Origin of the sequence: Vibrio sp. 10N.222.52.C3, from assembly GCF_041474195.1 — a bacterium.
Classification (GTDB): domain Bacteria; phylum Pseudomonadota; class Gammaproteobacteria; order Enterobacterales; family Vibrionaceae; genus Vibrio; species Vibrio crassostreae_C.
In genome coordinates, this window is record NZ_JBFRTQ010000156.1 from 1 (window position 1) to 20,963 (window position 20,963).

Sequence of the window (20,963 nt, forward strand, 5' to 3'; positions counted from 1 at the left end):
ATTCAGCGTACCACTACAGCACAATGAAGCTTTCAAAATGGCTTGAAAATTGGGATATGACGTCTTTGAAAATCAAAGCTCCCTTTTTGGAGATGGAATGGAAACCACAAGATGAAGATAAGGCAGCAGCATGGGATCTTTACATTGAGTTGATTACACGTGTTACAACTCAACCTATCAGTGATGACTCTGGTAGTGAAAAAGCAGCTCTAGATAGTGTCTATCAATTGTTCCCAATCACTAGGGATGTGATCAAGTCTAACGGTAGACATTGCATTCAGTTCACTAAAATTGCCGTCATAGTATTAAATCAGATCGTTAGACCTTTCACATCCAAATGGCATTCCATCACCTCTGCTAATGAAAACCTGACGGATGCAGAGAAGGCTTGTTTTAGAGATGAGCTCCAAGTACTTCAGGGTGAGCTAATTACCTACAGTAAGATGTTGGCCGACTTAGCGGATGTTGAAGACTTAAGCGATATTATTACAGTTTGAAATAGGTGAATAAATGATAAAAGCATTTCTGTCTCATTCGAGTAAAGATAAAGCTAGCTATGTTCGCAATGTTGCGAATTGGCTCGATAAAGAGCAAATTGTCTATGACGAATATACGTTTGAAGAAGGTGAGCGTTCTTTAGATGAGATTCTATTAGGTCTAGATAAGGCCGAACTGTTCGTACTCTTTATCTCAGAACACTCTCTAAACTCTGAATGGGTGAAAACTGAAATATCCGAAGCGAAACAACGCTTGGATACTCAAGCCCTGTCTAAGGTTTATCCAATCATTATTGATAGCTCGATAAAATTTGACGACCCTAGGATCCCAGATTGGTTGCGCACATACAACATGAAGCCAATCACTAGAGCACCAGTTGCAGCTCGCAGAATTCACACGAAACTTCGAGAGATCTGTTGGAAAAAACATCCTAAGTTTAAGTTGCGTGACAATTTTTTTGCTGGTCGAAATACTGAAACCGACCACTTTGAAGGCCGCCTTCTTGATTTTTTTAAAGATAAACCTCTCGCTATTTTTTGTTCTGGCTTCCCTGGCGTGGGGCGAAGAACCTTGCTTCACTATGTATTAAAGAAAACAGATGTTACTCAAGACCCTTTCAAGCCCGCTTCCATTGCTATTGACAGAGATGCGTCTATTGAAGAGTTTATTTTAAAGCTGAATGATTTTGGTCTAGTAGACTTTGGGTCAGAGCTCCTTAACATGACTGATAAATCATTAGACGATAAAATTGCAATAATTCATAAATTTATGGATGCAGCTCATGATGCTCGCGAGATATTCTATATTGTTGATTCGGGAGCTATTGCGAATTACAAGAAAGAGATAAGCGATTGGTTTAAAAAAGCTATACTTGAATACAAAGGAAAAAAACAGCCTGTCTTTTGTATAGCATCAAAATACAAGGTGATTTTTAAAAACCAACCTAGAAGCGACCTGTTTTTTTTCCTCGAACTATCAGAGCTTAGCGTTTCAGATAGGACCAATTACTTTAGTAAACTTTGCCAACACTATGAATTAGATATCACGAAAGACCAGTTCCAAGATGTTTGCAATGTACTTTCTGGCTACCCTGATCAAGTTAAGTACGCGGCAGATATGTTAGTGAATGATTCACAAATCAAGTTTGAAGATAAAATTGGTACGCTCGCTCAATATAACTCAGACAAAGCTTCAGTCTTACTTGCTAAACATGAGGACTGTGAGAAAACTTCAAACTTTATTCGGATGCTGTCTAGGTTTGAAGTCATATCGACAGAATTCGTCTTTTCTATAGTTGACGAAGAAACTTACTACCCTATTCTTGAAGATCTTGCTAGCCAACATATCGTAGAGTTAATCGGATTAGATAATGAAATTGTTCGTGTTAACGATATTGTAAGAGATTACATTGCCAGAAATAGAATCACGTTGGACCAAAGACTTCAAAAGTTAGTTTCAGAAAAAGTTGCCGCTACGGTAACAGACGATGATTTGTTCGAATTAGATTCCTCCGAAACAATTTTCGCTATCAAAGAATCTTTAAAACAAGGAATTCAAGTCGACGAGCGCTTTATGATTCCAACCCACTATCTTCGTTGCATGAAAGATCTGTATCACAACAGAGGTAGTCTCAAACGTATAATCGAGTTGGCCGATATAATTTTAGCTAAGCAAGATAATATCGATGAATCATCTCTACAAGATATACGGTATTACCTTTGTTTAGCCCTTGCTAAGACTAAGGATGAGAGGTTCATGAGAGAAGTTCAGCTTATTAAAGGCGATGAGCATTCTTTTCTTCTTGGCTTTTTCTATCGCCTCCAAGGTCGTTATGATGAGGCACTAAGCCGTTTCAACCCTATCAAAGAAAATCGATACGTAAGTTCTCGTACTAAAAGAGAAATCGTTCAAGTCTACGTTCAACTTGGTGAGTATGGAAAGGCGCTAAAATATGCCAAAGAGAACTATGAAAAAGAACGTGGTAATCAATTTCATACACAAGCTTATTTCAACAGCCTAATTAATTCAGAAGATGCAATCGTACATGAAAGAAAATTGCAGGAACTAATCGATAATTTGCGTTCTATTAATTCAGAACAATCCATTGAAATGGCGGATATTGCTGACGCACTGTTCCATGCAAAAATCAAACAAAACAAGAGCCGCAGTTTAGATTTGATAAAAGACTGTGTAGCTCGTTATCCAAATAACCACTATCCATTGTTAGGCTATTGTGACATTGCATTGATATTCTCTGATAAGTATGAGTTTAAAGAAGCTGTATCAGAACTTCAGAAGCTACGAGATAGCCAACTGTCACCAAGAACATTGAATCGCTATTTAGCTTTAGAGGCAGCCTTTTCTGGTAATGAAGACCAAGCCTTGGCATTCGTAAGAGCAGATTTAGGTCGCTACCCTGAAGACAGTCGCACAAAGTTTAATGAAGCTTTGATAGACCTTTCAAGACGCAACTTGTAGTTAAAATTTTTAACTTTCTTTAAAATTGAAGCCGAGCCCAATAACGGGGCTCGGCTTCTTTCTCCTTGATATGACCAAAAAGGAGGACTGGTTCATTCAACAAACAAGGTACTTCTTTGTTCCAATCGCAGTTACCTTAACAGCCTGCGTTACCTTTAGTTAAATAGTAGTAATGAATATAAAAACTCAGTCTAAAAGAACCATACTTTTCTAATACTATTTCTTTATGTTAGCTATCGCTCTAGCTATTCCAAGAAGGTGTGTCGAAGTCTTTACCTCTAACTCGGATTGAATACCTAACAGTGCAATCCCTGCTAAAATCTGTTGTGGCCTAACGACTTGACCCGTAGGCAGCTCCATCCGGTCATACAACATTTTGAACTGGTTCCAATCTTCACTAATGCTTAGTTCCCGACCTTTAGCCATTCTCATGAGCCTTTTACACTCAGGCGGAATTGGTTTTCCCTCATCCCAACCTGTGACAGTTCTCACAGATTTAAAACACAGTTCAGCAACCTCTTCCTTAGTCATTTGGCACTCTAATTCTCGAAAAATGTAATTCTTACTCATTTCGCGATACTTCAATGATAAAACCCCTAAATACAAGAGGTTGCATTGATTTTAGGATATATACACCATTAAACATAATCAGACAAAGTGCGCACTGTACGAAGGCGCACTAATTGACAAGTTTGCCTTATAAAAAGTTATTCATGAATTGCTAATGTATGGTTTTGCGAAAATGATCTTTGTCCAAAAGTTTGTTGCAAACGTGTCTACTATGTCTGTGATCACCGAGCGGTAATGTTATTGATTATCTAGGGCAAAAATTATTGGAGCCGAGAGCATCTCAAGCCGCCGCAGTACTACTTGGTTACCCTTACAGCGGACCCGATTACTGGAGAAGTGCTACAGGCAAAACACTGAAAGAGATTGAAGCGGAATCTATTTAGATAAATGCAGCGATCACTCGCTGTTTAAATTGGCCTAACCTCAGTTCATCAAATGCTAAAGTGAACCCTGCATTATTTGAATTCATCATATCTGAAGTTTCTCCCCAACTAAGTAAGCTTGGTTGGGGTCGATTAGATTGAACGCTTTCCGATACAGTGCTTGACTGCAGGCGTATTTCATCAACACCACTCGGTACGTTGTTATCTTGTTTAATGTACATGCAGCTATCAGGAATATCCTGCTCAATTCTTTCAGCAAACCCAATCAAACTTTCTTCGGCAAAGGTATACAACCACGCTTCTTGGTTGGGGGAATCATTGATTCTTAAAATTCGCCCAAGGACTTGTCTAAAATAGAGTTCCGTTTTTACCGAACTCATGTGGCAGCATACTTGAAGCCTAGGAATATCCGTTCCTTCACTTATCATCCCGACACTGACTATCCACTGAACTGTTGAGTGACGAAACGACTCTATTTCGTGTAACGGATTGTCATGGTGATAAGTCACGATGCACGCTGATTGATTAAAGTGCTCAACAAGTCGCTTTTGAATGTCTTTAGCGTGCTTAATAGAAGATGCAACCACTAAGCCTCCAGCATTTGGGGACTCTTGCCTTATCTGCGCTAGCTTTTGGCAACCACTATTTAATATGTAATTCATAGCGTCTTCATTGTGAATGACGCTTTGGTAAGACACATCAGATTGTTTAAGACAGTCAAGAATAGAGGCGAAGTGTTGATTGTCACTGCCAGCCTTAACACTCAGGTGTTCATTATCGATTAAAACAATTTTAGGGCGGCGGCATACTTCGTCTTCAACAGCCTGTTGCAAGCCGTATTGGTAATCGCAAACAACCTTGCCATCAGGATCAGAATACTCGGCCATGACAATCGGTAGCCGATCAGAACGCCAAGGAGTGCCCGACAGCGCCAAAGTATAATGAGCAAAGCCTTGGATCTTCGAGACAATTTCTAGCCCCCATGAGTTTGACCGCCCCTCGTCATCAAACGAACAATGGTGGATCTCATCAAATACCACTAGTACTCGATACTTACTGACGGTGCTCCAAAAGTTTTCATCCAAAAAACGGATGGATTGGTAGGTGTAAGAGCCCCCAAGGGAACCCAAACCTCCATTAAAGGAACATTCGAGCTTCCATGAAAAGGTCTTTTGCATCCCTTCTGCAACAGTCAGAGAGGGAGAGAAACACAGCACTAGGTCAATCATGCCTTGTTCAAATAACCGACTCGCGACCTCGGCGGCCATAACGGTTTTACCAGCACCTGGGGTCGCTTGGCAGAAGAAGTGTGAATGCTTGTTTGAAGTGAATTTCTCGATAGCTTGAGCTGCACACTCGGCTTGCCATGCTCTTAACATTGAGGAACCTTACTTTGGGCGACTTGCATCCAGTTGGTTAGTGCATTAATTCTGCCTAATAGCTTGGCTGAGCGTTCTCTTGCTGCATTAAATAGCGGCTGCATATCTTGCTTGTTGTTTGGGAAACGCGTTAACAACGATTGGTATTCCTCAATCTCGCCTAGAGTAATCGCCAGTTCGCCTTCATGCTGTTTCTTCTCTTGCTCTAATGCATTTAGAGAGTACTCCGAAGTTTGAACAGCTATTGAATCGACTTTAGTTTTCCTATTTCTAGCCACTCTAGGCTCAATTGTGAGCGCTTTGAATTCGTTAGTTTGATGGTAACGTTTGTCTCTACGAGCCCCAATAACAGAAAGCCAGCCTTTCTCCTCAAATGATAAAAGTTGCTTATAAACATACTTCCGCGCATCGTCCTTGCTCGAGAAGGCTGAAGCACTGTTTAGCAAAGCATCTCTAGCTTCTGTGACGGAGAAATTATCCATCCCTTTTTCAATCAATAGGTTAAACATGTGAGGGTTAATTCTGGTTACTTTCTTCATGTGACTCTTACAGGTAATAAAAACTTAGGATTGCTAAGTATACAAAAATCAGTAAAACTTAGACAATCTAAGTTATCTAAAGGTTGAAAAGAAATGTGTAAGTGCAAAAAGACAACCCAATCCCAGCGAGGCTCAAAGCTGCGCGTAAAAAAGCCAAGATCACCCAAAAAGATTTAGGGGTGAAAATTGGTATGGAGCAGAGTTCTGCTAGCGGTCGTATGAATCATTACGAGAAAGGCAGGCATGTACCTGATATTGGTACGCTTGAACGTATGGCTGAAGAGTTAGATGTGCCGCTAAACTACTTTTTCTGTAGGAGCGAATTGAGCGCTGAGTTAGCATGTGCAATTGATAAGATGAATGATGAAGAGAAGGCGGTGTTGTTGGAAAAGCTGAGAAGTTAGCTTTAACCTAATAGTTGCTTCATTGATAGGTTGTTAAATATCTGACCGACAAACTTTAATTCACCAGTCTCTGCATCAGGCACATATTCCTCATAGGATTCAATCTGCTTGATCGCTAAATCGTCAATTTCGACAGTAAAAGGGTTTGATACATCTATCCCAAAAATCGCTTCATAGCCTATTGCAAAGTCACCAACTCGAATAACTAGCTGTTTTGCTAATAATGCTGACTCTAATGCTGATGCAATGAGTTCTTTCAGCATTCCCACCATTCCATGACTGGCCGCCAATAACCTCATTGCAAGATCGACATCTGTTAGATCTATCTCAAAAGGCATAGGTACTGAGGTCTCCATCGCCTCTAATAAATCCATGTAACGATCCATTGATGCCTCATCTGTTATTTTGATGTATGGCAGCTCTCGTTTGACCATAATCCGTCTTTCCCACTGAGAGTCTTCCAATATCAACTTAGCGCTTGGGATACCGACAAAAACAATTGGCAACTGGCAATCATCACTGATCATCTTAAGACGATCCCTAATATTTTGCCTTGCGTTGTGTGTTGTACATTCAAACAGTTCCTGGCACTCTTCGATCACTATTAATTTTAAATCCGTTTGTTTAATACACGCACTGACATACGTCTCCAAACCAATATCCGACGCTTTAGCTTTACGGTTTTTATAAACACAGAGTTCTTTCGCTATCCAAAGCAAGGTCTCATGTAGAGTTGGTTTAACTCTAGTTATCAGCACTTCCTTGTCTGAAAGGTTGTTAGCAACATAGTACTTAATCAGAGCCGATTTTCCTGCGCCGGTACCACCTGTTAATAACATAGAAGGGACGAATGAACCAAATTTACGACGTCTGATTAACCAATCAAGACCCGCAAATACTTTTTCGACCTCGGGGTAGATAGTGAACGAATCATGATACTCCGATAATATCAAATCAATAGGAGGTGTAGGTATTGGTTGAAGCACTATCCATTCCTCTCTTTTTTACGCCGATTCCATCTAGCACGAAAGTCGTCAATTGGTTCCACCTTATTTACATTTGATACCTCTTCGTAAATACCTAAAGTAGAAATATTTGATTTGTTACTAGAACTATCACTGTTAACCCCAGTTAACTCCGCAGTTTTTTTTGTTCCACTCGCCTTTCGTGTTCTTTCCGGTAGGGACATTTCTCTTAGGTTCTCTTGCTCACTTTTGATGCGAGCATGTAAAGCCATTCTCGCTTTAGCCAACGATAACGCGTTGATCTCTCCCTTAATATAATCTCGGTGTGTTTTCACTAACCTTTGATGCTCACACAGGCTCAGGTTATCTGTATAACCATCAGAATTTTTACTTGGTACTTCTATATAACCTGATAGTTCTTCGAGATAAACATAGATAGTAGATAGATCATCGGGGTCAATTTTTATTTTCTTCTTCCGAGACTCTTTGGTCTGGGGGTATTGTTTTCTATATTGCTCTAGCGCTACAGAGTCATATTCTAAGTGTTTGTACTTAATGCCTTTGCTCGTTAGCGCTCCGATATGAAGAATCCCCATAATGACACTAAAAGATTTTTCTTTTTCCGCTAAAAGCTGCATTGGAGGCAGTACTTCAAAACTTTTCTGCCAATACAAGTTAGGTATACGAGTGTTTCTAGTATCTGGCTTAGCATTATGAACATCGACAATCCAACGATGCAGCTCTTCAACAAATACACTAAAGCGCATAACTGCGTCTTTTTCTGGTTTATAGTCTTCTTTTTCAAGCACATTAGAAAATGTTTTACCCGGAACCCAGCCAACCATACCTTGGATTATTTCACCAAACTTTCTCTCCACGAAAGGTTTTAACCATGGCTTTCTTACCTTGTTAAAGACAATATTTATCCCTGATTCAGTACAAGCATCCTCCAAGCTTTTGGACCAAAACTCTGCACCATTATCTACAACCAGATTTTCTATCTTTCCACTGCATGGCCATTCATTTTGAAATTCAATAGGTAACGATGAAATGTAGTCTTTTTTCTTAATGGAGTGGAGAATAGCTTTTGAAGCTGAGACATAGCTTGGAGCTTTGAAGCCTAAATGGAAACCAATGATACAACCACTAAAGACATCTACTAAGAGTGTGAGATAGGCTCTACCTAAGGGGATAAGTAAATCATCATGAAGTAATATTAAGTCTAAAGGGGTGTGATCGATCTCGACTCGCTCTAAGATTCGAGTAGGCATTTGTACTGATTGATAATAGTGATAAAGCTTGTCGGCATAGTACTTTCCATGTCGAGCTAGTGCTACGCTATATGGTTGTTCTTTCTTGATTCTGTTCTTAAATGACTCGTATGAAACTGTGGGTATTTTTCCAGAAATTATCGTTTCGTTCGCTATTATTATTTCGTCGCAATAGACTTGATACGCTGCATTGATTGAAGGTCTAACAGCATCTAGAAACCGCTCTAAAGCTCTTTCGTAATATTCTTCATCTCCAGTAACCCTTGGTTCTCGATTTCCCTTCAAATAATTCTTATCGACCAAACTTGTAAAACTTCCATGGCTGCCACTGAATGCTTGATGCCACCTTATTAGCGTCTTATAACTTGGCTTAGGAAGCGAAGTTTTATCGATATGCTGGTCAATAAGCGGGTTGAGGTTTTTTGGAGTCCACCCACCTTTGAGATCTTTATGAACCAAACAAAGCAATTTATACCGTTGTAGCGCTTTTTCTTTTTGTTCTGGTGGGAATGAAGCCAAATCTCGTTCATAAGTCTTTGTATTATCTAACGATTCATACTGGAGTTGGGTGCGTTTTGTCTCGGGTAATGACAAAAACTCTTGTTCTGCATCTTCAGTGTGTATAGGGTCGAACTCATCCTTAAAATGCCGACTCATTTAGTTAACCGAAATAATGCTATTTTCATTTAGCATCTCTAAGTCAAAATCTGTTCTAGCTTTTCCAACAGAAATTAATCTAAGAACTGAAGCAAAAACCTCTCCTATAGAAGAACTGATCCTTTGGGCTAGTTCATAAATTTTGATAGCTTTTGAAATCAGTAGCTCTTCTAGAACAGCGTCTGTTAGCGAGTCTCCCTCAATACACCCACTGTAGCGATGCACCATTTCACTATTTTTTAAGAAATAACCCGTTCGAATCTGCTTGTCTGTAACCAATATCAAATCAAACCCAAGCTTTTTTGCGGCTTGCTTACGTGCTTGGAACTTAAGTTTAAACTCTTTGCTTAATGTCTTTGAATAGGGTTTAGTTTCAACAAAGCTACAACAACCATCTGTATAAATAACAAAAAAATCAGGGGTGTAAGGGAGTTGCTTGCCATCAAAGTCGTAGAGAAACCCTTTAGGTTGCGATTCAAAACTAACAACATCGGCATCGTACTCGAAATGGTAGCAACAATCTTTTTCTAGGCTTCCCTCACACATAATCGTATCTTTGTTCTTTGCACTAGCAAACTTAAAGATATTTTTATTAGGTGATGGTTTACGAAGATTACGAATATACATACGCGTCCCTATTATTGTTGTAAGAAAACAACTAAATAAAGCATAGGACACTTTATGACTTTTAAAAGGACAAGTTATGGTTTTTTTGGGACAGGATATGGTTTCAGCGACATTTTTAAGGGGTGGGAACCCAGCCACATCCCGGCACACAAGTCACTCGCTGCGGCTGCTCCCTTCCAGGCCTGACCGAGTTCACGAGCTATTGTTGCGGGAGGACCAGGCCCCCATAGATTCGTTTTCTAAGAGGCTTGCCTCAAAGAGTGATTGGATTATTAAGCATCACAGCAACCATTGCAAGCCCTTCCACCCTATTTTTGAACAATTGCGGTCTAAGTGCTTATCCTTTATTCAAACCATTAGAAAATCGCAGGTAAATTCACCATTTACCTGCATTTGGAAGGTTTGGATTGCTGGAGTACTAGATATCGATGTCTTCGTTATCTTCTGTGCGAATGATGTAGTCTGTCATCCACGCGGTACCTAATAGACACAACCACACCACAAAGACTGGGCTCGGTACTTCGATGCTTGGAGTAATCACCAGAGCCGCAAAACCGACCGTTGGCAGTGTCCAACACAGTAGTTTATTCCAGCGGAAGGTTTTCAAGCGCGTCAGCGTTTCCATCGATGCCATGATGCCCGTTACACACAAGGCAACCAAAGCGGCATAAGGTAAATCGGCTATCCATAATGGAAGTATTAAGCCTAATGACCACCAGCTGTGTCGGCTGGCAGGCTTAAGATGATTTGCCGCCCACCAAATCACGATGATTGATAAGGTTTGAAGTGTGGTAACCCACGGGACACCTTCAAGCTTGCCTGCTGATTGTGTCACCATGATCCCGACCTGCAAAGTAGTCACAATCAAGCCGGAAATAATCACGACCGACAAACTACTGCGTCTTGAGAAGACCACCATCAATAACGGGAATAGTACCCACGCACTGACAGACAGCGTGATAGGCTGCAAAGGAAGGGTTAGACCATAAGTGGTCATGGAAACAAGCAAAGCTAATCCTGCTATGCCCCCCTGCGGTAAAATCCATAAAGCAGGAATTACCATTGCAAGCACCGGGATATCTCCCTCACTTAAACTGATTGCTCTCGCGCAAACAACCGCTAATAATGTGGTGATCAAGAACTGAAACGTTGTAAATACCATAGCCCTCTCCTTCTACCGATCCGTGGTACCATACCAATCGTAGTAATTAACTGGTCACCCTAGCTTGTTAAAAAACTCGATAACCTCGTTAGATTTTTTGATTGTAGAATAACTACTTATCAAAACTTCTTATCAAAAAGAGCGGCCTTGCTCTCAAGCTTTTTCCCTGCGCTATTTTTGAACACTTACTTACTGTGATTGGTATTTATGAACTAGGAACATTTAGTATGGACCAATTTTTAAGCCAAATCTTTGCTGTGATTCACCAAATTCCATATGGGAAAGTAACAACTTATGGAGACATAGCACGTTTTTCAGGATTTCCGGGCTATGCGCGCCATGTTGGTAAAGCGCTGGGTAACCTGCCAGAAGGTAGCAAACTGCCTTGGTATCGAGTGATAAACAGCAAGGGTGAAATATCTTTAAAGGCTGATTCGTTCGACAGACAAAAGCAGCATTTGGTTAAAGAAGGGGTTGAGGTGAGTGATGCAGGAAAAGTTAAACTCAGAATATACAAATGGCAGCCCTAGAGCTGCCACTAATCGTCAATTCAACTGGCTAAGTTAAGCCAATCAAGATGCCTTAACAGTGGCATCGATTTCTGATTAACGAACACCAACCAAACGTAGGTCTGCTTGCTGTGTATTTTCTACATCAGTAATTACTGACTTAATCGTGTCCGTTATGAAACGCAGTTTACCGTCAACATGAATCGATGCGCGCATGTTGTAACGGTGGTTAGCTTTAATTTTGTCGTTGTCGTAGCTCAGCTCGAATGCGAACGGTACTTGCTTACCGTCTGTGGTGAACTCTTGAGTTGCGATAACCGTCGATGGTGCATCAGCCAGTGAGATATCTTCTAGCGTAACGGTAACCACTGCATTCTCTGGCAATGCAATTCTTTCACGGTAGCTTACTGTTCCTGAAATCACTTGAGTGTTCTCTGCAACCACTTCTTGAGAAGCGCTCGTTTCTGATGTTGCTTGGCAACCAACAAGTAGGCCAAACGATACTAAAGACGTAATAAGAATTAGAGCCTTTTTCATATTCAATTTCTCTCAACATATTTGCCGGACTCGGCAAATCTACTCACCAATTATAAGAGAGCTTTCATATTCTGTCTTGAAACCCTATGATTTATTGACAGATATCTGACTAAGCTAAATGATTAACACCATAATCTGACACCCATTTTACGAAGAGGAATGCTGGCGATGAGTCAACCTTTACAAGAATTACTAAGTTTACTTCAGCTAGAAAAACTGGAAGAAGGTTTATTCCGTGGGCAAAGTGAGAACCTAGGCCTACCACAGGTATACGGCGGTCAGGTATTGGGACAAGCGCTTTCTGCTGCTCGTTATACCGTTCAAGACGACCGTAGTGTTCACTCGTTCCACAGTTATTTTCTGTTTCCCGGCGATCCTGAAAAGCCAATCATTTACGATGTTGAGAACCTACGAGATGGACGCAGCTTTAGCACACGCCGTGTAAAAGCGATTCAAAATGGCCGCCCTATTTTCTATCTCACTGCTTCTTATCATGGCGATGCGCCAGGGTTTGAGCACCAGATTTCAATGCCTGATATTCCGGGACCAGAGAACTTTGCCTCAGAAACTGAATTAGCGAGCCACATTGCGGAATTCTTACCAGAGAAACTGCGCAAAACCTTCTGTGGCGAAAAGCCGATTGAGATGCGTCCGGTGACGGTGGTAAACCCACTGAAACCTAAGAAGACGGAAGCGAAACAATACCTTTGGGTAAGAGCGAATGGCGCGATGCCAGACAACCACTTGATCCACCAATACCTGCTTGCCTACGCATCGGATTGGGGATTCTTAGTGACGGCGCTTCACCCACATGAAGTCTCTATCATGACGCCAAATTTTCAAGTGGCGACGATTGACCACTCAATCTGGTTCCACCGCCCATTCAAAATGGACGAATGGCTGCTTTATGCGATTGAAAGCCCAACGGCAGCGAACACTCGCGGCCTAGTGCGCGGCGAGATCTTCAACCAGAAAGGTGAGCTGGTAGCGACAGCAGTACAAGAAGGTGTGATGCGTTTTACTAAATAGCACTCAAATAAATAGCGGATAAACGCTTCTTACAAGCCCCAAATACGCACAAACAAAAAGAGGCTAGGTTTAATACCTAGCCTCTTTCTTTAATGACGCTTAAGAAAACTCGTCACGCAAAAATCAATAAAACCTACTCAACTTCTAACGTTGGCTCAAACTCGCCTTGAACTCGCGTTTTAATGCCATCACCTGCGTCTCGTAGAAGGTTAAATGGCGATAACACTACGCCTTTCACCGCGCCCTCAGCGGCTCCCTGAGCGAGTTCCTTACTCTTATCAGCTAACAAATTAGCTTGTGCCAAAATACCTGGGACTTCCGCTCGTAGCATTTCAGATTCCGTGACGATGACAGGAATAGTCTGTTCGCGGTAAGACTTACTTTCAGCGAGCATTGGTGGCATTACGTCTACGCGGTATCTCTTTAATTCAGTTAATGTTGGTGGAATAACATCGGTTCTTACCTGCTCGACTTCCGTTCGAACATTTTTCACTTCATCTAATATCGCAGGGATTTTGTTGTCGACCGAGGCTACGGTTTGATTCACATCATCGATCGTCTTTCTAACTTCTTCGACAGTGTTTAACACCTGAGGAGCAAGATCGCTGACATGTTCTGCAAGCGCTAATAGCTCTTCTACTTTGAGCCCTTTGGTGAGGCCCGATATGTCTTCGATAACTTGCGGGTAAGTATCAACGATTTCACCGACTTTATTAGTCAATGAGTAGATGGTGTAACCCAAGTAAAAAATGGCGACCGCCAGTACCAGCTGGATAGCGGTAGATACTTTTGCAAACATGAATAATCCTTTTCTTTATCGCAGAGACGAGATCTAAACTGAGAAGATAGTTAAACTAAAGCGATAGTTAATCTATTACTAGGCGCAGCTTAAAGCGGCAATGCTGTCGTGTACTTCAATGGTTCCATCGCAAACGTCGAGGTCACATTAGAGATACCATCAATGCTATTCACCAAGCGCTTATAGAAATCATCAAAGCACTTCATGTCTTTAACCTGAACCTTCATCATATAATCATATTCGCCAGCCATGCGATAGAACTCCATCACTTCTGGAAATTCCGACACAGTATTCACAAAACGACCATACCACTCATGAGAATGATCACTGGTTTTCACCAATACGAACGCAGTAAAGGAAAGATCCAGTTTTTCCGGGTTCAGCAGTGCAACTCTTTTCTCAATAATGCCGTTCTCTTCGAGGCGCTTAAGCCTTTTCCAACAAGGCGTTGTAGTGAGATTGACCGCTTCAGAAATATCGTTCAATGACAGGGTGCTGTCTTCTTGCAGTAACCCTAATATTTTTTTATCTACGGCATCTATCACACTTTCACCAAATCGCATTTAAAGAGAATAATTTTCTACAATTTAAGCAAAACAAAGCAAATATGGCAAAGTTTTTCTCTCCGATTATAGATAAATTAGAACCATATCAATTACAAAGAATTCCTACACTCGATCAGGAGAACGTTTATGTGCACTGACCATCAATGGATTAACAACGCGATTCGTAAAATTGAAGCGGACTACCAACGCTCAGCGGATACGCACCTTATCAAGCTCGATCTACCAAGTATCGAAGGCATTGATGTTTACCTTAAAGATGAAAGCACACACCCTACAGGCTCTTTAAAGCACCGTTTAGCGCGTTCTCTCTTCTTATACGCTATCTGTAACGGTTGGGTTGGCCCAGAAACCACGATCATTGAATCTTCATCGGGCAGTACTGCGGTGTCTGAAGCTTACTTCGCTCGCCTACTTGGCCTTCCATTTATCGCGGTAATGCCAAAATGCACAGCGAAGAAAAAGATCGAGCAAATTGAATTCTACGGCGGCCAAGCGCATCTTGTGGACCGCTCAGATGAAATTTACGATGAGTCTCGCCGTTTAGCAGAAGAATTGAATGGTCACTACATGGATCAATTTACTTACGCTGAGCGCGCAACCGACTGGCGTGGTAACAACAACATCGCGAACTCGATTTTCAATCAAATGCAGATGGAAGATCACCCAGTTCCGGCTTGGGTAGTAATGAGCCCAGGTACTGGCGGTACTTCAGCGACGATTGGCCGTTTCATTCGCTACCAACAACATGAAACTAAGCTTTGTGTTGTGGACCCTGAGAACTCTGTATTCCACGAATACTTCCAAACAGGCAATGCGAACGTGAAATGTAGTACATTCAGCAAGATTGAAGGCATTGGTCGCCCACGAGCAGAACCAAGCTTCATTCCTGGTGTGGTTGACGAAATGCGTAAAATCCCAGACGCAGCAAGTATCGCAACGACACATTGGTTATCTGACATTCTTGGTCGCAAGGTCGGCGCATCAACCGGGACTAACATGTACGGTGTGCTTCAATTAGCCAGTGAAATGAAAGCACGTGGAGAAAAAGGTTCTATCGTGACTTTACTGTGTGACAGTGGTGAGCGTTACCTAGACACTTACTTCAATGACGAGTGGGTAAATCTGAATATCGGTGACCTACAACCTTATGCAGCGAAGTTAGAAGCTTTCTCGCAAACGGGTGAGTTGGCTTAAGTTCAAAACCGATAGTTCGAAATAGAAAAGAGCCCTTGATGGGCTCTTTTTGTTTATTCATTCTATTAGTAAGCCACTAACGAGAACAAATTACTCTGGCTTCTGCTTCGCTTCAAATGCCGCGAGTTGTTCAGGCGTCGCTTTTGGTTGATGGTTTTGTTTCCACTCATCGTAAGTCATGCCGTATACACGCTCACGAGCGTCATCGATATCCAAGTCTAAGCCTTGTTGCTCTGCTTCCGCTTTGTACCATTTACTGAAACAGTTTCGGCAGAAGCCAGCCAAGATCATCAGATCGATGTTCTGCACATCTTTATTGTTATCTAGGTGTGCTAGCAGGCGACGAAAGGTTGCTGCATCCAGCTTATCTTGTTCTTCTTGAGAAAGATCTTTGTATTTAAATTCAGCCACTTTACTTTCCTTTATTCGATTTATTGTATTAATTCGTTGAGCTCTGTTTGTTATACAAAAAAAGCCTGCAATTCGCTAGGAGCAAACGCAGGCTTTTCAATATTGTTACACTATTCCGTGTTCATTAATCGTGCGTGTTCATTAACCGTGACTGGTTCTTCCCACGTTGTCATGGCTAAGCTCTTTATTAAGTTCCGCTTCCACGTGACCCGGAGAGCGTGTTGATCCTGAAATCAGTCGGTACATCGCAGGAATTACGAACAGAGTAACCAATGTCGCGAAGCCCATACCGAAGAAGATAACCGTACCCACAGCCACTCGGCTTTCATAGCCTGCGCCCGTTGAAGTAATCAATGGAATTGCACCAGCCAGCGTCGTGAATGCCGTCATCATGATTGGACGTAAGCGTCGAGCAGAAGCATCAATGATCGCCTTTTCAAACTCAATACCACGGTCACGAAGTTGGTTAGCAAACTCTACGATCAAGATACCGTTTTTGGTTACCATACCGATCAACATGATCATACCAATCTGGCTGTAGACGTTGAGCCCTTGACTCATCAGCACCAAGCCTAAGAAGCCACCGAAGATACCCATAGGTACGGTGAACATCACCACCAGCGGGTTAATGAAGCTTTCAAACTGCGCGGCCAGTACCAAGTATGCGACCAGCATCGCTAGCGCAAACACCACTAGGATACTTGATTGGTTCTCTTTAAAGTCTTTTGACTCGCCAGAGTAGCTCACTGAAATATCACCCGGTAGCTGTTCAATCGCTTGTTCATCAAGGAAATCGAGCGCGTCACCCAGCGTGTAACCTTCCATTAGGTTCGCTTTAATGGTCACCGATTTCTGCTTGTTGTAGTGCGACAAACGAATCGATGAAGCCACTTCTTCAATGTGCGTCAGCGTATCAAGTGTAACCAGCTCACCAGACTGAGTTCGCATGTAGATTTGGCTTAGATCGTTCGCGTTGTTGAAGCTGTTTTCATCACCACGCAGATACACGTCGTACTCTTCACCACGGTCAACGAAGGTCGTTTCACTGCGGCCGCCAAGCATGATTTCTAACGTATCTGAAATGTCTGAAACGCTAACACCTAGCTCTGCTGCACGCTGCTTATCTACGGTTACCAATAGCTCTGGTGTTTTCTCAGAGTAATCGATGTCCGCGCCTTCCATCATTGGAGAATCTTCAGCCGCTTGTTTTAAGAGCTCTGCCCACTTCTGAAGTTCAGAGTAATCAGAACCGCCAAGTACGAATTGAACAGGCTCACTTGAACCACCTTTGAAGCCCGGCATGAACGGGAATACACGCACATCTGGAATGCCGTTCAACGATTTACGAACTTCGTTCAACGCTTCTTGTGCGGTAACGTCACGCTCATCCCAGTCTTCTAGGATCATGATTACGAAGCCCGTTTGGTCACCCGCATTACCACCAAACGCTGGTGATTGAATACTGAATGACTTCAAGAAGCCCTGACCAAGCAATGGCATTAAGCGTTCTTCAACGATGTCCATGTTGGCAGACATACGGTTGTAACTGGTTGCATCGGCACCACGAACAAACGCAAATATAACACCACGGTCTTCTTGTGGCGTCAGTTGCGACGGCACTTGTTGCATCAAGCCATAACTACCGCCCATACACGCGATAATGATGATTGGAGCGGCCCAACGCCAGTTAAGAGCACGGCGCAATACCGCGCGGTATCCAGACTCAAGCTTGCCAAATACGCGCTCGACAAACAAATTGAAACGGTTTGGTTTAACGTTCGCTTTAAGGATCTTACTGCCTAGCACTGGCGTTAGCGTTAATGCGACTAGCGACGAGAAGATCACCGACATCGCAAGCAATACAGAAAACTCGGTAAACAATAGGCCAACCATGCCGTCCATGAACGAGATTGGTAGGAATACCATTACCAATACAAGCGTTGTTGCGATTACCGCGAAGCCTACTTCACGAGTACCTTTATAGGCCGCAAGCAGCGGTGACTCACCACGTTCAATATGGTGGAAAATGTTCTCAACCACCACGATCGCATCATCTACCACCAAACCAATCGACAGGATAAGTGCCATCAAGGTAATCAGGTTGATAGAGAAACCGAAGTAGTACGCGGCAATAAACGACGAGATCAGAGATACAGGTACGGTTACCGCTGGAATAAGTGTTGCACGTGCTTGACCAATAAAGATATAAAGCACAAGGATAACCAAGCCGCCCGTGATAAAGAGCGTGCTGTAAACCTCAGAGATTGAGCGGTCGATAAAGACAGTTGAGTCATAGTCGACAGCCAAACGAGTACCGTCTGGCAAGAACTTTTGAATTGCTTCGACTTCTTTATGGACTAAGTCAGCCACCTCAAGTGGGTTCGCATCTGACTGAGGCACGATACCCATACTTACGTTAACAACGCCGTCACTCTTAAAGGTCGAGTTCTCGTTTTCTGCGCCAATGTAAACATCCGCTACGTCTTTCAAGTAGATAGGTGTGTTATCAGAGGCACGTTTAACGACTAGATATTCGAAATCTTCCGATTCAGTGTAAGAACGAGCAGTACGAACCGACATCACAATCGCATCGTTACGTACTTCACCACCTGGGCTTTCAATGTTCTCACTGTTCAGAGCAGAAGTGATGTCCGAGGTAGTAACGCCACGACCCGCCATCTGCGCAGGTTTCAGCTTCACGTACATTACTTTGTACAAGCCACCTGAGATATCCACCGAGCTCACGCCAGAAATCAAACTAAAGCGGTCAATCAACACACGTTCGGTGTAGTCGGTTAACTGCGTTCGGTCCATCTCCGTCGAACTTAAGTTGATGTAGACCGAAGCTTCACCACTACCATTGTTCTTATAAACAATTGGGTCGTCGGCTTCATCTGGCAATGAACGCTGCGCACGAGCTACAGCATCACGAACATCACTCACACCGGTATTGAGGTCGTAACCAAGCTCAAAAGTAATCGTGATACGCGACATACCGTTACGCGTTGTGGATTCGATCTCATCGATACCACTGATGCCGGATAACTGGTCTTCAAGGTTGGAGGTTATTTGGCTTTCAATGATGGTGGCAGACGCACCCTCATAACGAGTACTGATCGATACTACCGGGCTTTCAATATCTGGCATCTCACGAACCGCGAGCTTATTGAAAGAGACAATACCAAACACAACCAATAGTAGGCTTAATACGACGGCCGCTACTGGTCTCTTTACAGAAACATCAGATAACAACATTAGTTAGCGCCTTCTTGTGCTTTTTTATCACTTGCTGCATCAGCTGGGCGATTAACGGCAAGCTCTTGAACCAAGACGCCGTCACGCATGTTCACGATACCTTGCACCACGATCTTCTGGCCAATTTCGATGCCTTTGTCGATCACGACTTCGTTATCGATACGTGCCCCAAGGAAAACTTCTGTACGAGTTGCTTTATTATCTTCGTCGATAACATAAACGAAACGCTTCGTACCTGAATACTCAAGCGCTTGAACTGGAATGATTGGCGCTTCCACTGGTGGGAAGTCCATATCCGCCGCCACTAACATACCTGGCTTTAGATAATCATTATTGTTGTCGAAGTGGATTCGAACTCGAAGGTTCAAGGTTTCAGCGTTAATACGAGAATCAATGCCTACTACAGTACCAGTGAACTGAGTGTCGCCCCATGCGCTAGTGCGAGCCGTTACTTTCATACCTTTAGACAGTTTAGAAAGGTAGCGCTCCGGGATCTGCAGATCTAATTGCATTACCGATAGGTCATCTAAGGTCACGAGTTCAGTACCTGCAGTCACCATTTTACCGCGGCTAAAGTCGATAAAACCAACAGTGCCCGAGAATGGCGCGCTGATGTGAAGATCTTTCAGATTGGCATTTGCAGCAGCTAAACGAGCATTGGCGATCTCTACGTTCGTTTTCTGAGCGTCAATTTCAGTTTGCGTGATCGCGTTACGTTTCACTAGGCGTTGAAATTCCGCTAGCTTACGTTGCTCGTCTTTTAGATAAGCTTGAGCCTCTGCAACCGCCGCTTTCGCTTTGTCGTCATCAAGCTGAACCAACATCTGCCCTTTAGTGACATCTTGATTGGCTTTAATGTTGATAGAGTCCACTCTGCCAGCCACTTCAGAAGTGATCATTACCGATTGCTCGGCTTCTAACTTACCGACCAACGAAAGAGATTGGCTAACTTGGTGAATATCAACCTGCTCAGTAACAACAGTGACAGTGCTAGGGCCCATACGTTTAGCAAGTACGGCTGGAGACGCCATAAGAATAGACAAGCTAAGCAGGGTTAAAACAGATTTATGCTTCATAATAATGGTCTGCAAGTAAGTTTGTACCAATCACAGTGAGTAAGTGGTCAGAAATAGCTTAGGGAAAAGCTTGAGAACAAGGCAGCTCTTTTCAACAGATAGTTTCGATAAGTAGTTATTCTACAATCAAAATATCTGACGCTGTTCTCGAGCATTTTAGCAAGCTAAGATGACACGTTATTTACTACGATTGGTATTATTATCTATAAATGAAATTAACCGTATTCTATCAACTGATGAATGCTGTAACGTCAAGAAGTGTAAATCTAGATTAAATTCCATTTACGTTTCATCATGTTTTAGACACATTGAACACAATACAGAAAGCCAGTCACCTCAAGGTGTTACCTATCAGTACGTAAACCTTAGTATAGATGTTCACTTCACGAGCAATATGCGTACTTTTCGCCATCTTTGCCCAAAAAGGCAGCATTTAACACAAAACCATAAGAAAAACCCTTTACAGGTTTAGCGTGTTTGCTATGATGCGCTCCGCACTTGAGAGATGCGTTGGGAAAAACATCTCTTTAGCCTATCCATTATGAGTTAGGAAAAAACACCCTGGAGGGGTTCCCGAGTGGCCAAAGGGAGCAGACTGTAAATCTGCCGGCACTGCCTTCGATGGTTCGAATCCGTCTCCCTCCACCATATTCT

At 42.6% G+C, this 20,963-nt stretch carries 18 protein-coding genes, 1 tRNA gene, 1 other RNA gene and 1 pseudogene; 7 read left to right on the forward strand and 14 right to left on the reverse strand.

Features of this window, described 5'->3' with window-relative positions:
• Positions 1–497: pseudogene (locus tag AB4517_RS20240) on the forward strand (hypothetical protein); the annotation flags it as partial.
• A 13-nt stretch (positions 498–510) separates the two neighbouring features.
• Complete coding sequence (locus AB4517_RS20245) at positions 511–2,976, forward strand: TIR domain-containing protein (protein ID WP_372149659.1); 2,466 nt, start codon at positions 511–513, stop codon at positions 2,974–2,976.
• Positions 2,977–3,192: 216 nt separating this feature from the next.
• Here the strand turns inward: AB4517_RS20245 and AB4517_RS20250 are convergent, their stop codons facing one another.
• From AB4517_RS20250 to AB4517_RS20260, 3 genes are all read right to left on the reverse strand, one after another.
• Positions 3,193–3,561, reverse strand: a complete 369-nt coding sequence (locus AB4517_RS20250; protein ID WP_372149662.1) for a regulator — start codon at positions 3,559–3,561, stop codon at positions 3,193–3,195.
• Between the two features lie 364 nt (positions 3,562–3,925).
• Entirely contained in the window at positions 3,926–5,308 is a 1,383-nt protein-coding gene (locus tag AB4517_RS20255; RefSeq protein WP_136975983.1) for a DEAD/DEAH box helicase, read from the reverse strand.
• A complete protein-coding gene (locus tag AB4517_RS20260; protein WP_136975985.1) occupies positions 5,302–5,847 on the reverse strand; it encodes a hypothetical protein in 546 nt (181 codons plus the stop codon). The genes AB4517_RS20255 and AB4517_RS20260 overlap by 7 nt, the downstream gene beginning before the upstream one ends.
• A gap of 101 nt (positions 5,848–5,948) precedes the next feature.
• Here AB4517_RS20260 and AB4517_RS20265 point away from each other — a divergent pair, with 101 nt between their 5' ends.
• Positions 5,949–6,251, forward strand: a complete 303-nt coding sequence (locus AB4517_RS20265; protein ID WP_372149665.1) for a helix-turn-helix domain-containing protein — start codon at positions 5,949–5,951, stop codon at positions 6,249–6,251.
• Between the two features lie 2 nt (positions 6,252–6,253).
• Here the strand turns inward: AB4517_RS20265 and AB4517_RS20270 are convergent, their stop codons facing one another.
• From AB4517_RS20270 to AB4517_RS20290, 5 genes are all read right to left on the reverse strand, one after another.
• Complete coding sequence (locus AB4517_RS20270) at positions 6,254–7,237, reverse strand: TniB family NTP-binding protein (RefSeq protein WP_372149668.1); 984 nt, start codon at positions 7,235–7,237, stop codon at positions 6,254–6,256.
• The gene (locus tag AB4517_RS20275) at positions 7,237–9,144 is read right to left on the reverse strand and encodes a transposase (RefSeq protein ID WP_372149671.1); all 1,908 of its coding nucleotides are present in this window, start codon (positions 9,142–9,144) and stop codon (positions 7,237–7,239) included. The genes AB4517_RS20270 and AB4517_RS20275 overlap by 1 nt, the downstream gene beginning before the upstream one ends.
• Positions 9,145–9,771, reverse strand: a complete 627-nt coding sequence (locus AB4517_RS20280; RefSeq protein WP_372149673.1) for a TnsA endonuclease N-terminal domain-containing protein — start codon at positions 9,769–9,771, stop codon at positions 9,145–9,147. It lies immediately after the preceding gene.
• Positions 9,772–9,896: 125 nt separating this feature from the next.
• Positions 9,897–9,993, reverse strand: an RNA gene (gene ffs, locus AB4517_RS20285) — signal recognition particle sRNA small type.
• A gap of 196 nt (positions 9,994–10,189) precedes the next feature.
• On the reverse strand, positions 10,190–10,933 hold the full coding sequence (locus tag AB4517_RS20290; RefSeq protein WP_017064066.1) for a hypothetical protein: 744 nt from the start codon (positions 10,931–10,933) through the stop codon (positions 10,190–10,192).
• Positions 10,934–11,160: 227 nt separating this feature from the next.
• On the opposite strand from AB4517_RS20290, the gene AB4517_RS20295 reads away from it, so the two are divergent.
• Positions 11,161–11,463: an MGMT family protein gene (locus AB4517_RS20295; RefSeq protein ID WP_017058952.1), complete on the forward strand. Its 303-nt coding sequence runs from the start codon at positions 11,161–11,163 to the stop codon at positions 11,461–11,463.
• A 75-nt stretch (positions 11,464–11,538) separates the two neighbouring features.
• Here AB4517_RS20295 and AB4517_RS20300 read toward each other — a convergent pair whose 3' ends face one another.
• Complete coding sequence (locus AB4517_RS20300; RefSeq protein ID WP_017058951.1) at positions 11,539–11,979, reverse strand: YbaY family lipoprotein; 441 nt, start codon at positions 11,977–11,979, stop codon at positions 11,539–11,541.
• Between the two features lie 168 nt (positions 11,980–12,147).
• Between AB4517_RS20300 and tesB the strand changes: the two genes are divergently transcribed.
• Positions 12,148–13,008, forward strand: a complete 861-nt coding sequence (gene tesB, locus AB4517_RS20305; RefSeq protein ID WP_029235187.1) for an acyl-CoA thioesterase II — start codon at positions 12,148–12,150, stop codon at positions 13,006–13,008.
• A 133-nt stretch (positions 13,009–13,141) separates the two neighbouring features.
• On the opposite strand, the gene AB4517_RS20310 is transcribed toward tesB, so the two are convergent.
• Both AB4517_RS20310 and AB4517_RS20315 read right to left on the reverse strand, forming a co-directional pair.
• A complete protein-coding gene (locus AB4517_RS20310; RefSeq protein WP_017070264.1) occupies positions 13,142–13,807 on the reverse strand; it encodes a hypothetical protein in 666 nt (221 codons plus the stop codon).
• Between the two features lie 89 nt (positions 13,808–13,896).
• Positions 13,897–14,370 carry an Lrp/AsnC family transcriptional regulator gene (locus AB4517_RS20315; protein WP_017062025.1) on the reverse strand — a complete coding sequence of 158 codons (474 nt, stop codon included), beginning with the start codon at positions 14,368–14,370 and terminating at the stop codon, positions 13,897–13,899.
• A gap of 129 nt (positions 14,371–14,499) precedes the next feature.
• On the opposite strand from AB4517_RS20315, the gene AB4517_RS20320 reads away from it, so the two are divergent.
• Positions 14,500–15,567 carry a PLP-dependent cysteine synthase family protein gene (locus tag AB4517_RS20320; RefSeq protein ID WP_136978152.1) on the forward strand — a complete coding sequence of 356 codons (1,068 nt, stop codon included), beginning with the start codon at positions 14,500–14,502 and terminating at the stop codon, positions 15,565–15,567.
• Between the two features lie 90 nt (positions 15,568–15,657).
• Here the strand turns inward: AB4517_RS20320 and AB4517_RS20325 are convergent, their stop codons facing one another.
• The 3 genes from AB4517_RS20325 to AB4517_RS20335 form a co-directional block, all read right to left on the reverse strand.
• Entirely contained in the window at positions 15,658–15,978 is a 321-nt protein-coding gene (locus AB4517_RS20325; protein ID WP_004736423.1) for a DUF1244 domain-containing protein, read from the reverse strand.
• A gap of 141 nt (positions 15,979–16,119) precedes the next feature.
• Positions 16,120–19,233 carry a vibriobactin export RND transporter permease subunit VexH gene (vexH, locus tag AB4517_RS20330; protein WP_102319977.1) on the reverse strand — a complete coding sequence of 1,038 codons (3,114 nt, stop codon included), beginning with the start codon at positions 19,231–19,233 and terminating at the stop codon, positions 16,120–16,122.
• Complete coding sequence (locus AB4517_RS20335) at positions 19,233–20,309, reverse strand: efflux RND transporter periplasmic adaptor subunit (RefSeq protein ID WP_050644646.1); 1,077 nt, start codon at positions 20,307–20,309, stop codon at positions 19,233–19,235. The genes vexH and AB4517_RS20335 overlap by 1 nt, the downstream gene beginning before the upstream one ends.
• A 563-nt stretch (positions 20,310–20,872) precedes the next feature.
• On the opposite strand from AB4517_RS20335, the gene AB4517_RS20340 reads away from it, so the two are divergent.
• Positions 20,873–20,957 (forward strand) — tRNA-Tyr (locus AB4517_RS20340).
• Positions 20,958–20,963: the final 6 nt, after the last annotated feature.

Excerpts from the sequence above, each read along its gene's own strand:
- AB4517_RS20335 (WP_050644646.1), bottom strand. The coding sequence starts at position 20,309 with ATGAAGCATAAATCTGTTTTAACCCTGCTTAGCTTGTCTATTCTTATG.
- AB4517_RS20300 (WP_017058951.1), bottom strand. The coding sequence starts at position 11,979 with ATGAAAAAGGCTCTAATTCTTATTACGTCTTTAGTATCGTTTGGCCTA.
- AB4517_RS20290 (WP_017064066.1), bottom strand. The coding sequence starts at position 10,933 with ATGGTATTTACAACGTTTCAGTTCTTGATCACCACATTATTAGCGGTT.
- AB4517_RS20245 (WP_372149659.1), top strand. The coding sequence starts at position 511 with ATGATAAAAGCATTTCTGTCTCATTCGAGTAAAGATAAAGCTAGCTAT.
- AB4517_RS20310 (WP_017070264.1), bottom strand. The coding sequence starts at position 13,807 with ATGTTTGCAAAAGTATCTACCGCTATCCAGCTGGTACTGGCGGTCGCC.
- AB4517_RS20275 (WP_372149671.1), bottom strand. The coding sequence starts at position 9,144 with ATGAGTCGGCATTTTAAGGATGAGTTCGACCCTATACACACTGAAGAT.
- AB4517_RS20315 (WP_017062025.1), bottom strand. The coding sequence starts at position 14,370 with ATGCGATTTGGTGAAAGTGTGATAGATGCCGTAGATAAAAAAATATTA.
- AB4517_RS20320 (WP_136978152.1), top strand. The coding sequence starts at position 14,500 with ATGTGCACTGACCATCAATGGATTAACAACGCGATTCGTAAAATTGAA.
- vexH (WP_102319977.1), bottom strand. The coding sequence starts at position 19,233 with ATGTTGTTATCTGATGTTTCTGTAAAGAGACCAGTAGCGGCCGTCGTA.
- AB4517_RS20295 (WP_017058952.1), top strand. The coding sequence starts at position 11,161 with ATGGACCAATTTTTAAGCCAAATCTTTGCTGTGATTCACCAAATTCCA.
- AB4517_RS20260 (WP_136975985.1), bottom strand. The coding sequence starts at position 5,847 with ATGAAGAAAGTAACCAGAATTAACCCTCACATGTTTAACCTATTGATT.
- AB4517_RS20280 (WP_372149673.1), bottom strand. The coding sequence starts at position 9,771 with ATGTATATTCGTAATCTTCGTAAACCATCACCTAATAAAAATATCTTT.
- AB4517_RS20255 (WP_136975983.1), bottom strand. The coding sequence starts at position 5,308 with ATGTTAAGAGCATGGCAAGCCGAGTGTGCAGCTCAAGCTATCGAGAAA.
- tesB (WP_029235187.1), top strand. The coding sequence starts at position 12,148 with ATGAGTCAACCTTTACAAGAATTACTAAGTTTACTTCAGCTAGAAAAA.